The 15,181-nt window shown below is 58.7% G+C and carries 15 protein-coding genes and 4 tRNA genes; 16 read left to right on the top strand and 3 right to left on the bottom strand.

All coding sequences use genetic code 11. From position 1 onward, the window contains the following. The first annotated feature begins 48 nt into the window (after positions 1-48). From truA to BFL40_RS24270, 12 genes are all read left to right on the top strand, one after another. Entirely contained in the window at positions 49-873 is an 825-nt protein-coding gene (gene truA / locus BFL40_RS24325) for a tRNA pseudouridine(38-40) synthase TruA (protein WP_071486312.1), read from the top strand. Between the two features lie 64 nt (positions 874-937). After that, a complete protein-coding gene (locus BFL40_RS24320) occupies positions 938-1,570 on the top strand; it encodes a phosphoribosylanthranilate isomerase (RefSeq protein WP_071486311.1) in 633 nt (210 codons plus the stop codon). 245 nt (positions 1,571-1,815) lie between these two features. Beyond that, entirely contained in the window at positions 1,816-2,736 is a 921-nt protein-coding gene (accD, locus tag BFL40_RS24315) for an acetyl-CoA carboxylase, carboxyltransferase subunit beta (protein WP_071486310.1), read from the top strand. Further along, the gene (folC, locus tag BFL40_RS24310; protein ID WP_071486309.1) at positions 2,733-4,040 is read left to right on the top strand and encodes a bifunctional tetrahydrofolate synthase/dihydrofolate synthase; all 1,308 of its coding nucleotides are present in this window, start codon (positions 2,733-2,735) and stop codon (positions 4,038-4,040) included. The genes accD and folC overlap by 4 nt, the downstream gene beginning before the upstream one ends. Continuing rightward, positions 4,024-4,674, top strand: a complete 651-nt coding sequence (locus BFL40_RS24305) for an SPOR domain-containing protein (protein ID WP_071486308.1) — start codon at positions 4,024-4,026, stop codon at positions 4,672-4,674. The genes folC and BFL40_RS24305 overlap by 17 nt, the downstream gene beginning before the upstream one ends. Positions 4,675-4,930: 256 nt before the next feature. After that, the gene (locus BFL40_RS24300) at positions 4,931-5,488 is read left to right on the top strand and encodes a CvpA family protein (RefSeq protein ID WP_003192538.1); all 558 of its coding nucleotides are present in this window, start codon (positions 4,931-4,933) and stop codon (positions 5,486-5,488) included. 41 nt (positions 5,489-5,529) lie between these two features. Beyond that, positions 5,530-7,035: an amidophosphoribosyltransferase gene (gene purF / locus BFL40_RS24295; protein WP_071486307.1), complete on the top strand. Its 1,506-nt coding sequence runs from the start codon at positions 5,530-5,532 to the stop codon at positions 7,033-7,035. Between the two features lie 65 nt (positions 7,036-7,100). Then, the gene (locus BFL40_RS24290) at positions 7,101-8,312 is read left to right on the top strand and encodes an O-succinylhomoserine sulfhydrylase (RefSeq protein WP_071486306.1); all 1,212 of its coding nucleotides are present in this window, start codon (positions 7,101-7,103) and stop codon (positions 8,310-8,312) included. Positions 8,313-8,323: 11 nt separating this feature from the next. Next, complete coding sequence (locus BFL40_RS24285) at positions 8,324-9,088, top strand: SDR family oxidoreductase (RefSeq protein WP_071486305.1); 765 nt, start codon at positions 8,324-8,326, stop codon at positions 9,086-9,088. Between the two features lie 107 nt (positions 9,089-9,195). Continuing rightward, positions 9,196-9,271 (top strand) — tRNA-Val (locus BFL40_RS24280). A gap of 55 nt (positions 9,272-9,326) precedes the next feature. Next, positions 9,327-9,403 (top strand) — tRNA-Asp (locus tag BFL40_RS24275). Positions 9,404-9,508: 105 nt separating this feature from the next. Then, a tRNA-Asp gene (locus BFL40_RS24270) sits at positions 9,509-9,585 on the top strand. Between the two features lie 157 nt (positions 9,586-9,742). On the opposite strand, the gene BFL40_RS24265 is transcribed toward BFL40_RS24270, so the two are convergent. Then, complete coding sequence (locus BFL40_RS24265) at positions 9,743-11,026, bottom strand: NAD(P)/FAD-dependent oxidoreductase (RefSeq protein ID WP_071486304.1); 1,284 nt, start codon at positions 11,024-11,026, stop codon at positions 9,743-9,745. Between the two features lie 184 nt (positions 11,027-11,210). On the opposite strand from BFL40_RS24265, the gene BFL40_RS24260 reads away from it, so the two are divergent. Continuing rightward, a tRNA-Val gene (locus tag BFL40_RS24260) sits at positions 11,211-11,287 on the top strand. Positions 11,288-11,385: 98 nt separating this feature from the next. Here the strand turns inward: BFL40_RS24260 and BFL40_RS24255 are convergent. Then, positions 11,386-11,565: a hypothetical protein gene (locus tag BFL40_RS24255; RefSeq protein ID WP_071486303.1), complete on the bottom strand. Its 180-nt coding sequence runs from the start codon at positions 11,563-11,565 to the stop codon at positions 11,386-11,388. A 162-nt stretch (positions 11,566-11,727) separates the two neighbouring features. On the opposite strand from BFL40_RS24255, the gene BFL40_RS24250 reads away from it, so the two are divergent. After that, a complete protein-coding gene (locus tag BFL40_RS24250; protein ID WP_071486302.1) occupies positions 11,728-12,648 on the top strand; it encodes a DMT family transporter in 921 nt (306 codons plus the stop codon). Positions 12,649-13,093: 445 nt separating this feature from the next. Here BFL40_RS24250 and BFL40_RS24245 read toward each other — a convergent pair whose 3' ends face one another. Then, a complete protein-coding gene (locus BFL40_RS24245; protein WP_139213560.1) occupies positions 13,094-14,446 on the bottom strand; it encodes an MFS transporter in 1,353 nt (450 codons plus the stop codon). Here BFL40_RS24245 and BFL40_RS34125 point away from each other — a divergent pair. Both BFL40_RS34125 and BFL40_RS24240 read left to right on the top strand, forming a co-directional pair. Beyond that, on the top strand, positions 14,361-14,543 hold the full coding sequence (locus BFL40_RS34125; protein WP_162493873.1) for a hypothetical protein: 183 nt from the start codon (positions 14,361-14,363) through the stop codon (positions 14,541-14,543). The genes BFL40_RS24245 and BFL40_RS34125 overlap by 86 nt on opposite strands. A 212-nt stretch (positions 14,544-14,755) precedes the next feature. After that, the gene (locus BFL40_RS24240; protein ID WP_071486301.1) at positions 14,756-15,181 is read left to right on the top strand and encodes a GNAT family N-acetyltransferase; all 426 of its coding nucleotides are present in this window, start codon (positions 14,756-14,758) and stop codon (positions 15,179-15,181) included.

The following is a 15,181-nucleotide window of genomic DNA, read 5'->3' as shown; positions in this document are numbered from 1 at the left end:
TCATCAGGCTCTCAGTTCTTGGCAAATATAGATAACGCGGCCGCCGAAATGGCGGCCGCAGGCTTTTACCGAATCGCCCTCGGCGTGGAATACAAAGGTTCGCGCTATCGCGGCTGGCAACGCCAAGCCTCGGGTGTGCCGACGGTTCAGGAAACTCTGGAGAAGGCCCTGTCGAAAGTCGCCGACTCTCCGGTTTCGTTGATGTGTGCCGGGCGTACCGACGCCGGTGTGCACGCCTGCGGCCAAGTGGTGCACTTTGATACTCAGGCCGAGCGCACGATGAAAGCGTGGGTGATGGGCGCCAATATCAATTTGCCCCATGACGTCAGTGTTAGTTGGGCCAAGGTCATGCCCGCGCACTTTCATGCGCGCTTCAAGGCCATCGCCCGGCGCTACCGGTATGTGATCTACAACGATCAGATCCGTCCGGCACATCTTAACGAAGAGATCACCTGGAACCATCGCCCGCTGGATGCCGAGCGCATGGCCGAGGCCGCGCAGCATCTGGTTGGCGTGCATGATTTCAGCGCCTTCCGTGCGGGCCAGTGCCAGGCCAAGTCGCCGATCAAGGAAGTCCATCATCTGCGGGTGACCCGTCATGGCAAGATGATTGTCTTGGATATCCGTGCCGGGGCCTTCCTGCACCATATGGTGCGCAATATTGCGGGCGTGCTGATGACCATTGGCACCGGCGAACGCCCGGTGGAGTGGGCCAGGGAAGTGCTGGAAAGTCGGGTTCGCCGCACCGGCGGTGTCACGGCGCATCCGTTTGGCCTGTATCTGGTCGATGTGGAGTACCGCGACGAGTTCGAGCTGCCGGATCGTTTCATCGGGCCACACTTCCTCACAGGTTTCAGCGAACTTGGCGGCTGACGCCCGGAAAAGCTTTTGTTACCATCCGGGACTTTCTCGGTTCAATCCCTGAGGTTTCTACGATATGTCAGCCGTTCGCAGCAAGATTTGCGGGATTACCCGCATAGAGGATGCGCTGGCGGCGGTCGAGGCGGGGGCGGATGCCATTGGTTTCGTGTTTTATGCCAAGAGCCCGCGGGCGGTGAATGTGTTGCAGGCGCGGGCGATCATCGCCGCGCTGCCACCGTTCGTGACCACCGTGGGTTTGTTCGTCAACGCCAGTCGCTGCGAGCTTAACGAAACCCTGGATGCCGTTCAGCTGGACATGCTGCAGTTTCATGGCGACGAAAGCCCCGATGAATGTGAAAGCTACCAGCGCCCGTATATCAAGGCGCTGCGTGTCAAGGCCGGGGATGACATCGCCGCCGCGTGTGCTGCGTATACCGGCGCTCGCGGGATTCTGTTGGATACCTATGTCGAAGGCGTGCCCGGTGGTACTGGCGAGGCGTTCGATTGGTCGCTGATTCCCGAAGGGTTGAGCAAGCCAATTATCCTGGCCGGCGGGCTCAATCCCGCGAATGTCGGGGCTGCGATTGAGCAGGTTCGGCCGTATGCGGTGGATGTCAGTGGTGGGGTAGAGCAGGGCAAGGGCATCAAGGATCACAACAAGATTCGCGCATTCATGCAGGCAGTGCGCAACAGCAGTAGTGTGATGTGACGGCTGGCAGTCTGCCGCCGTCCATAACTACCACTGTGTAAAACAGCACCGGTGCCCCCTGCGGGAGGCCCGGAAATGAAGTGGCAACCCTGCGCTGGCAGGTTGTCTGGAAGGCTGAGGGTGCGTGCGGGAAATGGCTGGTCGAACGTCTGACCCCGTCCAGCATGTATCATCGCCACATATGAATTTAGCTCAAGGGCATACGCGGGGCTGTGTTCAAGCCACCGGTACTGGAGAAAGAAAGCATGAGCAACTGGTTAGTAGACAAACTGATCCCTTCGATCATGCGTTCCGAGGTGAAGAAAAGCTCGGTTCCTGAAGGTCTGTGGCACAAGTGCCCATCCTGCGACGCGGTGCTGTACCGCCCTGAGCTGGAAAAGACCCTGGACGTTTGCCCTAAGTGCAACCACCACATGCGTATTGGCGCTCGCGCCCGCATCGACATCTTCCTTGACGCCGATGGCCGTGAAGAGCTTGGTGCCGAACTGGAGCCGGTGGACCGTCTCAAGTTCCGCGACAGCAAGAAGTACAAGGACCGCCTGACCGGCGCGCAAAAGCAGACTGGCGAGAAAGACGCGCTGATCTCCGTCAGCGGCAAGCTGCTGGGTATGCCGGTTGTGGTCTCGGCGTTCGAGTTCTCCTTCATGGGTGGCTCCATGGGCGCCATCGTCGGTGAGCGCTTCGTGCGCGCCGCCAATTACGCGCTTGAAAACCGTTGCCCGATGATCTGCTTCGCCGCCTCCGGTGGTGCGCGTATGCAGGAAGCTCTGATCTCCCTGATGCAAATGGCCAAGACCTCCGCGGTGCTGGCGCGTCTGCGTGAAGAAGGTATCCCGTTCATCTCCGTATTGACCGATCCGGTCTACGGCGGCGTTTCCGCCAGCTTGGCGATGCTGGGTGACGTGATCGTCGGTGAGCCAAAAGCGCTGATCGGCTTTGCTGGCCCGCGTGTGATCGAGCAGACCGTTCGCGAAAAACTGCCGGAAGGCTTCCAGCGCAGTGAGTTCCTGCTGGAGCACGGCGCGATCGACTTGATCATCCCTCGCGGTGAGCTGCGTCCACGTCTGGGTAACTTGTTGGCGCAAATGATGGGCTTGCCGACGCCTGTGTACGTCGCGCCTAAAGTCGAGCCAATCGTCGTGCCGCCGGTGCCTGCAAACCTATGACCCAACGTACCCTGGGCGAATGGCTCGCCTACCTTGAGCAGTTGCATCCGTCAGCCATCGATATGGGCCTGGAGCGCTCGCAACAGGTAGCGGCCCGCCTTGGGTTGGGTCGGCCGGCGCCGCGTGTGATCACGGTGACCGGCACCAACGGCAAGGGCTCTACCTGCGCCTTTGTTGCTGCGCTGCTGCAAGCCCAAGGGTTGAAGGTTGGCGTATATAACTCGCCTCACTTGCTGCGCTACAACGAGCGGGTGCAACTCAATGGTGTCGAAGCCACTGATGAGCAGCTCTGCGAAGCCTTCGCCGCACTCGATGCCGGGCGTGGCGAAACTTCCCTGACTTACTTTGAAATGGGCACCTTGGCGGCGTTCTGGCTGTTTGAGCGTGCGCAACTGGATGTGGTCGTCCTGGAAGTCGGTCTGGGTGGGCGCCTGGATACGGTCAACGTGGTGGATGCCGATCTGGCGCTAATCACCAGTATTGGCGTCGACCATGCCGACTACCTGGGCAATACCCGTGAGTCGGTGGCTTATGAAAAGGCCGGGATCTTCCGCCAGGGCAAGCCTGCGCTGTGTGGTGACCTGGATCCGCCGCATACCTTGCTCGACAAGGTGCGGGAGCTGAATTGCCCGTTTTTCCTGCGCGGCCGTGAATTCAATCTCGAGATTGGCAATCAGTATTGGCAGTGGAGTGGGCGGGATACGCGTGGCCAGGTAGTAGAGCTGCGTGACTTGCCGTTGCTGAACCTGCCGATGGAAAACGCTGCGCTTGCGCTGCAAGCCTACCTGTTGCTGGATTTTCCGTGGAATGCCGAGCAAATTGCAGCGACATTGCTGGCTACCCGGATGGTTGGGCGTCTGGATCGTCGGGCGTTCGAGTGGGAAGGCAAGCGCCTGAACCTGCTGCTGGATGTGGGGCACAATCCCCATGCGGCTGAATACTTGGCGCAACGTCTGTCGCGTACGCCGCCGGCCGGTCGCCGCCTTGCGGTGTTCGGTCTGCTGGCCGACAAGGATCTGGACGGTGTGGTTGCGCCGTTGCTGAGCAGTGTTCAAGCTTGGGCGGTCGCACCGTTGGATACGCCGCGTAGCCGCCCGGCTGCCGAGCTGCAGGTGGCCTTGCAGAACCTTGGTGCGCCGGTGGCGTCGTATGCAAGCGTCACCGCCGCGCTTGAGGCGCAATGCGCGGTGGCAACGCCCGAGGACGAAATCCTGTTGTTCGGATCATTTTATTGTGTTGCCGAGGCGCTAGAGTGGTTGGCCCGGCGCTCCACGGAGGAAGCTGCACATGGCATTACTGGATAGCGCATACAAGCAGCGAATGGTTGGGGCCTTAGTGTTGGTGGCGTTGGCGGTGATTTTTCTGCCAATGCTGTTTTCCCGTCAGGACGAGCAACGCCAGGTGGTTGTCGAGGCGCCAGCGGCGCCGCAGGCACCGGTGGTGCCTCAGGTTCAAGTTGAGCCGGTGGTGGTGCCTGAGCCGCAGGCATTGCCGCAAGAGCCTGTGCCGACTGACGAGGAGGTCGCGGAGCAACAAGCCCCTTCGATGCCGGTGCAGCCGACGGTCCCTGTGGTTAAGCCTGCGCCGGCTGTCGCAGCCAAGCCTGTCGCACCAGCGCCTGTGCCCAAGCCGGCTGCGCCGCAACCCGCGGCACCGGGCAAGCCGGATGTGGGGCAAAGCCGGATTGACCCGAATGGTCTGCCAATCAGTTGGTCGATCCAGCTCGCCAGCCTGGCCAGCCGTGAAAGCGCCGAAGCCTTGCAGAAAAAGCTGCGTACCCAGGGCTACAACGCCTATATCCGCAGTGCTGATGGCAAGAATCGCGTGTTTATCGGGCCGCTGATCGAGCGTGCCGAGGCGGATCGCTTGCGGGATTTGCTGGGGCGCCAGCAGAATCTCAACGGTTTTGTGGTGCGTTTCCAGCCTGAGCGTGGCTGAGTCACTGCCGACTCCGGTTGGTGATGCAGTCTAAATGTGGGAGGGGGCTTGCTCCTGATGGCGATGTGTCAGTCAGCTTGTCTGTGGCTGGCACGCAGCTATCGGGATCAAGCCCCCTCCCTCATTGTTTTTGGTGGTCTTGAGATAGCGTTTGCTCTACACAACCCATTGATTTGCAAAGCACCCACAATCACAGCTTACCGATAGCCCGGCGCTCTGCTAAAATGCGCCGCCTTATCCGTACGTAGGCTGCACTGTGCCATTTACCTGGGTTGATTGGGCGATCGTTGCAATCGTCGCCATCTCCGCTTTGATCAGTCTAAGCCGCGGCTTCGTAAAAGAAGCACTGTCGTTGCTGACCTGGATCATCGCAGGAGTCGTAGCCTGGATGTTCGGTGGTTCACTGTCGGTTTACCTGGCCGGATATATCGAAACACCTTCGGCTCGCGTCATCGCGGGCTGCGCCATCATGTTCATCGCCACGCTGCTGGTGGGGGCAATGGTCAATTATCTTATTGGCGAGTTGATACGTGTCACCGGCCTCTCCGGGACCGATCGATTTCTCGGCATGGCCTTCGGCGCCGCGCGTGGCGCGTTGCTGGTGGTCGTGGCGGTCGGGCTGTTGAGCCTGGGGCCGGTACAGCAGGATTCATGGTGGCAGGAGTCTGTACTCGTGCCAAAATTTCTATTAGTTGCAGATTGGTCCAAAAACCTCATTTTGGGGTGGAGCAGTCAGTGGCTGGCCAGCGGAATCAGCGTACCCGCTGATCTTCCGTTCAAGGAACACCTCTTACCGGCCAAAACGCCTCAGTAAGTCGTGTTCAGTCAAGATTCATTAAGTAGGGGTTGCGTCGCATGTGTGGCATCGTCGGTATCGTCGGTAAGTCGAACGTCAATCAGGCGCTGTATGACGCGCTAACCGTCCTCCAGCACCGCGGCCAGGACGCTGCCGGTATTGTGACCAGCCACGACGGCCGGTTATTCCTGCGCAAGGACAATGGGCTGGTACGTGACGTGTTCCATCAGCGTCACATGCAGCGCCTCGTCGGGCACATGGGTATTGGCCATGTGCGTTACCCGACTGCCGGTAGCTCGACCTCGGCCGAAGCCCAGCCGTTTTACGTCAACTCGCCTTACGGCATCACCTTGGCGCACAACGGTAACCTGACCAACGTTGAACAGCTGGCCAAGGAGATTTACGAATCTGACCTGCGCCACGTCAACACCAACTCCGACTCGGAAGTGCTGCTCAACGTGTTCGCCCACGAGCTGGCACAGCGTGGCAAGCTGCAGCCGACCGAGGAAGACGTGTTCGCCGCCGTGACTGACGTGCACAACCGTTGCGTCGGTGGTTACGCGGTAGTGGCCATGGTCACCGGTTACGGCATCGTCGGTTTCCGTGACCCGCACGGCATCCGCCCGATCGTGTTCGGCCAGCGTCACACCGATGAAGGCGTCGAGTACATGATCGCCTCCGAAAGCGTGTCCCTGGACGTGCTGGGCTTCACTCTGATTCGCGACCTGGCTCCGGGCGAAGCGGTCTACATCACTGAAGATGGCAAGCTGCACACCCGTCAGTGTGCCGTGGCCCCGAAACTGACCCCGTGCATCTTTGAACACGTCTACCTGGCGCGTCCGGATTCGATCATCGACGGCGTTTCGGTGTACAAGGCGCGTCTGCGCATGGGCGAGAAGCTGGCCGAGAAGATCCTGCGCGAGCGTCCTGAACACGACATCGACGTAGTGATCCCGATTCCGGACACCAGCCGTACCGCTGCGCTGGAGCTGGCCAACCACCTGGGCGTCAAGTTCCGCGAAGGCTTCGTCAAGAACCGCTACATCGGCCGCACCTTCATCATGCCGGGCCAGGCCGCGCGTAAGAAGTCGGTACGCCAGAAGCTCAACGCCATCGAGCTGGAGTTCCGCGGCAAGAACGTGATGCTGGTGGATGACTCCATCGTGCGCGGCACCACGTGCAAGCAGATCATTCAGATGGCCCGCGAAGCCGGTGCGAAGAACGTCTATTTCTGTTCTGCAGCGCCAGCCGTGCGTTACCCGAACGTGTATGGTATCGACATGCCGAGTGCTCACGAACTGATCGCCCACAACCGTTCGACCCAGGACGTTGCGGACCTGATCGGCGCTGATTGGCTGATCTATCAGGACCTGCCGGACCTGATCGAAGCGGTTGGCGGCGGCAAAATCAAGATCGAGCAGTTTGATTGTGCCGTGTTCGACGGCAAGTATGTGACCGGTGACGTCGATGAGGCCTACCTGAACAAGATCGAACAGGCGCGCAACGACTCCTCGAAGATCAAGACCCAGGCGGTCAGTGCGATCATCGATCTGTACAACAACTGAGTAAACACCGGCCCTGAGGGGCCGGTTTTGTATCTTAAACAAAGCATTGAGTAAGGAGTGGCAGCATGAGTCAGGAATGGGATGCCGGTCGGTTGGACAGCGACCTCGATGGCGTAGCTTTCGATACCCTGGCTGTGCGCGCCGGCCAGCACCGTACCCCGGAGGGTGAACACGGTGATCCGATGTTCTTCACCTCCAGCTATGTGTTTCGCACGGCCGCCGACGCCGCCGCACGCTTTGCGGGTGAAGTGCCGGGCAATGTTTATTCGCGCTACACCAACCCTACCGTGCGTGCGTTCGAGGAGCGTATCGCGGCGCTGGAAGGTGCTGAGCAAGCGGTGGCCACGGCCACTGGCATGGCCGCAATTCTTGCCGTGGTAATGAGCCTGTGCAGCGCTGGCGACCACGTATTGGTGTCGCGTAGCGTGTTCGGTTCTACCATCAGCTTGTTTGAGAAGTACTTCAAGCGCTTCGGTATCGAAGTGGACTACGTGCCTCTGGCGGATCTTTCCGGTTGGGATACGGCGATCAAGGCCAACACCAAGCTGCTGTTCGTCGAGTCGCCGTCCAACCCGCTGGCCGAGTTGGTGGATATCGCCGCGCTGTCCGAGGTGGCGCATGCCAAAGGCGCCATGCTGGTGGTCGATAACTGCTTCTGCACGCCGGCACTGCAACAGCCGCTGAGGCTGGGCGCGGACATCGTCGTGCATTCGGCGACCAAGTTCATCGACGGCCAGGGTCGCTGCATGGGCGGCGTGGTTGCTGGCCGCAGCGAGCAGATGAAGGAAGTGGTGGGATTTTTGCGCACCGCCGGCCCAACCCTGAGCCCGTTCAACGCGTGGATCTTCCTCAAAGGCCTGGAAACCCTCAGCCTGCGGATGAAGGCCCATTGCGCCAACGCCCAGGCGCTGGCCGAGTGGCTGGAGCAGCAGGAGGGTATCGAGAAGGTGCACTACGCCGGCCTCAAGAGCCATCCGCAGCACGCGTTGGCCCAGCGCCAGCAGCGTGGTTTCGGCGCCGTGGTGAGCTTCGAGGTGAAGGGTGGCAAAGAGGGGGCCTGGCGCTTTATCGATGCGACGCGCCTGATCTCCATCACTGCCAACCTGGGTGACAGCAAAACCACCATTACCCATCCGAGCACTACCTCCCACGGGCGTCTGGCGCCACAGGAGCGTGAAGCTGCCGGTATTCGTGACAGCCTGATCCGTATCGCGGTGGGCCTGGAAGACGTAGCCGATTTGCAGGCTGACCTGGCTCGTGGGCTGGCTGCCTTGTGATCGAGTGGTCCATGGAGGCCGCGGCGGCCGGTAACGGCCGCGTTGCGCTGGTGACTGGCGCGGCTCGGGGTATTGGCCTCGGGATCGCTGCGTGGCTGATCAGCGAAGGCTGGCAGGTGGTATTGACCGACTTGGACCGTGAGCGCGGTTCCAAGGTGTCCAAGGTGCTTGGCGACAACGCCTGGTTTATCACCATGGACGTGGCCGACGAGAAGCAGGTCGCCCAGGGTGTGGCTGAGGTGCTCGGGCAATTCGGTCGCCTGGATGCGTTGGTGTGCAACGCCGCGGTAGCCGATCCGCGCAACATCACCCTGGAAAGTCTCGACTTGGCATACTGGAACCGCGTATTGGCGGTCAACCTCAGTGGGCCGATGTTGTTGGCTAAGCACTGCGCGCCGTACCTGCGCGCCCATGGCGGTGCGATCGTTAATCTGGCATCGACCCGGGCCCGTCAGTCGGAGCCGGACACCGAGGCCTATGCGGCGAGTAAGGGCGGCTTGTTGGCCCTGACTCACGCTTTGGCAATGAGCCTTGGCCCGGAAGTGCGGGTCAATGCCGTCAGTCCTGGCTGGATTGATGCGCGTGATCCAGCGGCGCGGCGTGCGGAGCCATTGACCGATGCCGACCACGCCCAGCATCCAGCGGGCAGGGTGGGTACGGTAGAGGATGTGGCGGCGATGGTGGCGTGGTTGCTGTCGCGTCAGGCGGGGTTTGTTACCGGGCAAGAGTTTGTCGTGGACGGTGGCATGAGCAAGAAGATGATTTACAGCGAGTAGGGCGGGTTGCCGTCTTGAAGTAATTTTGTCTTTTTCAGAAAAACTTCAAGCAGGCTATTGACTTAGGTCCGTTACCTGCGTAAATTTCGCGGCCTCAACGAAGCAAAGGGTGATTAGCTCAGCTGGGAGAGCATCTGCCTTACAAGCAGAGGGTCGGCGGTTCGATCCCGTCATCACCCACCACTTCTTGAGAGTTTTACCCTAGGGTAAGACGCAACGTTAAAAGTTGCACCGACGCGCAGCGGTAGTTCAGTCGGTTAGAATACCGGCCTGTCACGCCGGGGGTCGCGGGTTCGAGTCCCGTCCGCTGCGCCATATTTTCCAGGTCTGACTTGTCGGGCTTGAGATTGAACAGCCATGGCTGATCAGTCAGATGTTTAAAGACGGTTGAGGGTTTGCGCTCAGCCGGTCAAGCGATACGCAGCGGTAGTTCAGTCGGTTAGAATACCGGCCTGTCACGCCGGGGGTCGCGGGTTCGAGTCCCGTCCGCTGCGCCATATCTGCCTCAAGGCCCACTGAACGCCTTGAAGCACAAAGAAAGCCATTGGCTACTTTGATCCGATAGCAAAGACCCTGGTCGAAAGACCGGGGTTTTTTGTTTCTACGATTTAGCAATTCTTTGAAGGAGCCGGAGAACCGGCTCCCGCAGTTTTGTCAGAACCCCAGCTTATCCCGCAGCCCGTAATACCAAGCCCCCAGTGCTGCAAACGGTGTGCGCAACAGTTGCCCGCCCGGGAACGGATAGTGTGGCAGGTCAGCAAACGCGTCAAAACGCTCTGCCTGGCCTCTCAGCGCCTCCGCCAGCACCTTGCCTGCCAGGTGCGTATACGTCACGCCATGGCCGCTGCAGCCTTGGGAGTAATAGATGTTATCGCCCAGGCGACCTACCTGCGGCAGGCGCGACAAGGTTAGTAGGAAGTTGCCGGTCCAGGCGTAATCGATCTTCACATCCTTGAGTTGCGGGAAGGCCTTGAGCATCTTCGGGCGGATGATGGCCTCAATATTTGCCGGATCGCGCGCGCCATACACTACGCCGCCGCCAAAGATCAGGCGTTTGTCGCTGGTGAGGCGGTAGTAGTCGAGCAAGTAATTGCAGTCTTCGACGCAGTAATCCTGCGGCAGTAACGTCTTGGCCAGTTCATCGCCCAGCGGTGCGGTGGTGATCACCTGTGTACCGCATGGCATCGACTTGGCCGCCAACTCCGGCACCAGGTTCCCCAGGTAGGCGTTGCCTGCGACGATGATGAACTTGGCCCTGACCTTGCCCTCGGCGGTGTGCACCACTGGGTTGGCGCCACGCTCGATACGCAGCGCTGCCGATTGTTCGTAGATCGTACCGCCCAGGGACTCCACGGCCGCCGCCTCACCCAGTGCCAGGTTGAGGGGGTGAATATGCCCACCACTCATGTCCAGCAAGCCGCCGACATAGTTGTCGCAGGCCACCACTTCGCGGATGCGACGTTCGTCGAGCAATTCCAGTTGGGTGTGGCCGTAGCGCTCCCATAGGCGCTTCTGCGACTCCAGGTGGCCCATGTGCTTGCTGTTGAGCGCAGCAAATACGCCTCCGTCCTTCAAGTCGCATTGGATCTGATACTTGGCTACTCGCTCGCGAATGATCTTGCCGCCTTCAAACGCCATGTGCCCCAGCAATTGCGCCTGCTTGGGGCCGACACTGCGCTCGATCACGTCAATGTCGCGGCTGTAGCTGTTGACGATCTGCCCGCCATTACGGCCCGAGGCACCAAAGCCCACCTTGGCGGCTTCCAGCACCGTTACGCGAAAACCGTTCTCCAGCAGAAACAGCGCGCTGGAAAGCCCGGTATAGCCGGCACCAATCACGCAGACATCGGTTTCGACTTCGCCTTGCAGCACCGGGCGAGGCGGAACCGCATTCGCGGACGCGGCATAATACGACTGGGGGTAGGGGGTGTTCGCCATCCTGGAACCTCTGTTTTATATTTTTTACGAGTGCTCCGATCCTACCTGAGTTGAAAATTGCCTGCCAGCCACCCGAAAACTAGAGGTGTGCCCGCAGCCAATAAAAAATTCGCATATTCATAGGGTTAGCTGCAAAAAAGATGTTGACACCCCTCCGGAATTCCGTAGAATGCCGCCTCACAGCAGGCACGTAGCTCAGTTGGTTAGAGCACCACCTTGACATGGTGGGGGTCGTTGGTTCGAGTCCAATCGCGCCTACCAAACAAAATCCGCTCTGCTGGGCGGTCTAGAAGGGCTCACCGAAAGGTGGGCCCTTTTTTGTTGCCTTCGATTTGCAAAACTTTTGCAAAACTCCCACCTCAGAACGCCAATTCGGCGCCCACCTCCAGGTACTCGATCTTCTTTTCGTCGTGCCCCTCCTGATAGTGCTTCGTCATCTTCTCGTCCGCGTGACCCATGAGCGCCTGTATGTATTCCTGTGCAAATCCCTGCTGTTCGTAAACATCTTTTCGGCAGCAAGAATCGGGGTGTGTGCCCATCGCAAACACGCTTACTGTGAAGCACCAAACTTAGAGGGGGCACCATGGCCCGCGTATCTAAGCCGTTCCCCTTAATGACTCCAAGAACTATTCGGAACGCACTGCATAAGCCGAGCAGTTCTTGGGTTTTTTTTAGTTAACGAACAGTGACGAAGGCAGCCTATGAAATTATCCGACTACGTTCGGCTACTTGTTCTGGCGGCGATTTGGGGCGCCAGTTTTCTCTTCATGCGAATCTCGGCTCCTGTTTTGGGGGCATTACCGACTGCATTTTTTCGTGTGTTAGTAGGCGCCTTTGGCCTGATCGTCATCCTCGCCATCTTAAAAACCAAGGTCGACTTCAAAGGAAAGCTCAAGGAGATTATGGTCTTGGGCGTTATTAATTCTGGCATTCCATTTTTGATGTATAGCGTGGCAGCACGGCTGTTACCTGCCGGTTATTCGGCAATTTTCAACGCGACAACCCCGCTGATGGGGGTGCTTATCGGCTGGATGTGTTTCGGCGAGTCGTTGACATTGAAAAAGGGCGCTGGCGTCTTAATTGGGTTGATAGGTATTACACTGCTGACGAGTACCGGTCCCGTAACACTTTCAGTGAGTGCGTCCATGGGCGCACTGGCGTGCTTAGTCGCGACGAGTTGCTACGGCGCGGCCGGATTTCTGACTAAACGATGGGTCGCTGACAGGGGCGGGTTGGACGCGAAACTCGTCGCTTTTGGCAGTCAGATTGGTGCGACACTATTTCTTGCGCCTTTCTTCGGAATCTCGGCCGCAATAAATCCACCTGCAACCTGGGGTAACCCAGAGGTTTGGATAACGTTGGTTGCGCTGGGTTTCATCTGTACCGCGTGTGCATACATTCTGTATTTTCGCTTAATCGCTGATATCGGGCCGATACGTTCGTTAACCGTGACTTTTCTTGTCCCTCTGTTTGGCGTCTTGTGGGGAGTGATGTTCCTCGATGAAAAATTTTCGGTCGCGCATTTGTACGGTGGCGGGCTGATTGGTTTAGCCGTCTGGTTCGTTCTTAGTCAGAGCAAACCAAAGCAGGATTTCTCAAAGCCGAACCCCGCCTCAGATTGATCCAGCAATCAAACTGCACTCAACAATTTCTGATTTGATGGCGAAAGGCGCACCTATAGTCGGGTATTCGGAATCGGGTATAGGGGCGCTTGGTCCAGTGCAGTTGGGATGCGCGACCAAAACACAGACAAAGAAAAGCCCGCGATGGGGAGCGCGGGCTTAAAAGGATGTTCACGAGAAGCTGGGTTTTGGGAGAGCGCCAGCGTTGGTGTCCAAGACTGACATTGTGAGGGCAGGTGTGACCGATTAGTCAGCAGAAAAGCGTGGCCACCGACAGCAGGCAGATGATTTGAACAACCAGCTGACATCGTATTACACCATTCGTCGTCATATCCGTTTGTCCGGCGTACATAGCGGCACCCTCTCTATCGGCAATAGTGCCGTAAGCGCTGCGCAGAAACGCGCAACGTCATCACTGAGTATAGGTCGTGTTCAGGATTCTTCGCTATCGAGCCGATCCGGAGCGATTGAGCACGCTCTCTCCAGCTCCAGCAGGTAATCGATACACGTCAATCAACCCCAGCACCCCGAGTAGCGCGACCCCCACGAACGCCGCACGAAAGTCCCCGGCGCCGGCATGCACTTCATGCCCTTGCACAACCATGGATGCCCGCAACAGCAACGCTGCAATTGATACCCCCATGCCCATGGCCAACTGAAACGCCATGCTGAACAGTGCCGACGCCTCGCTCATCCGTGCCTTGGGTACATCTGCAAACCCAATTGAGTTATAGCAAGTGAACTGCATCGAACGTGACAGTCCACCCACAAACAGCACTACAGCAATTAACGCTAAGGGCGTTTGTGCAGTGAACAAGGCGCAGGCCGCAATCAGCGCGACTCCGATGACCCCATTCACCAGTAACACCTTGCGAAACCCAAAGCGCTGCATGATGGCTGTCGTGAACGGTTTCATTGCGAGGTTGCCGGCAAAAACCGCCAGGACCAACGCCCCCGCATCCACCGGAGACAGGCCAAAACCAACCTGAAACAACAACGGCAGCAAAAAGGGTAGGGCGCTGATAGCCAGGCGGAACAGCGACCCACCGAAAATGCTGACCCGGAACGTATTGATCGACAGAGTCTGAAGTGGCAACAAAGGTTCTGCATGATGTCGGCAATGCTGCACTGCCCACACTGCCAGTAATAAGCCCGCGGCCACTAGTCCGAAACCGGGGATCAGCATTTCTCGGGCCTGACTGCCCAGCCATTCCAGCCCGCCAAGCAGTGCCACGCAGGCGCTTGCCAGCAATACAAAACCTTTGCCATCGAATTTGCGCACGCTTGCCTCACGCCCCTTTGGCACCAGCAAAAGGGCGGCAATCAACGCTAACGCACCCAAGGGCAAATTGACGTAAAAGATCCAGGGCCACGATGCATGGGTCACGATCAATCCACCCACTAATGGCCCAAGAATCGGCGCTACGAGGCCAGGCCAGGTAATCACCGCAATCATATTAACCAGGTCTTTTTTGTCCGTATTGCGCAGCACAGCCAAACGACCTACGGGCACCATCAGCGCGCCGCCAATGCCCTGCAGTACCCGTGCGATCACGAACATCTCGAGGCTTTGGCTCAACCCGCAGAGCAGCGAGGCGAGGGTAAACACGATGATCGCGCCAGCAAACACTCGGCGGGCGCCAAAACGGTCGGCGATCCAGCTGGACAGCGGGATAAAAATCGCCACGGCCAGAATGTACGCGGTGATACCGATGTTCATGTCGACCGGTGTGACTGCGAAGGCGGACGCCATGGTTGGCAGTGCGGTGGCGATTACCGTGGCGTCGAGGTTCTCCATGAAAAAGGTCACGGCGACTACCAGGGCAATCAAGCGGGTTTGCACGTTTGGAGTGGGTGAAACGGAAGAAATCACCAGTGCTGCCCCTTTTCTGTGAACGTTGATCGAATTCGACAATACCGGGTCGATCCTGGGCGCGCACGCTCGAATCGCCGTGTCTGCGTCACCTTCTTCAAAAAAACGGCTGATCAGGATTACACTCCGCGCAATGGTAAACTGTGCAGCCGCCCCGGGATTATGAGGCGCGGCTCAAGCCGGAGAGAGCCAGGCATACTGGCGGGCGATTGAACTCAAACCTGGGAGCGTGAGATGGAGTTGGCAATGGAAGTGTCGTTCGACGTGACGGCACAGGAGCGTGAGGCCATCCTCAAACCACTGAGGGCGTACAACCTCAGTCATACCGGTGAGATGGCATTTGAGAATGTTGGTATTTTGCTGCGCGACCCGATCACTCAGGAGGTGGTAGGTGGGCTCTACGGGCAAATCTCCTACGGGTGGTTGTTTATTGAACTCTTGAGCGTCCCTGACTCGATGCGCACCCAAGGTGCCGGCACGCAGTTGATGCGCGCCGCAGAAGAAGTGGCACGGCAAAGGGGATGCGTGGGGATCTGGCTGGACACCTTCAGCTTTCAGGCACCGGGTTTTTATCGAAAGCTGGGCTTCAGTGAGGTTGGCCACATCGCTGATTACCCGCCGGGTCATCAGCGATACTTTTTTCAGAAGCATCTGGGATGA

Origin of the sequence: Pseudomonas costantinii (genome assembly GCF_001870435.1) — a bacterium.
Lineage (GTDB): Bacteria > Pseudomonadota > Gammaproteobacteria > Pseudomonadales > Pseudomonadaceae > Aquipseudomonas > Aquipseudomonas costantinii.
This window is presented reverse-complemented; position numbering and strand designations above follow the sequence as displayed.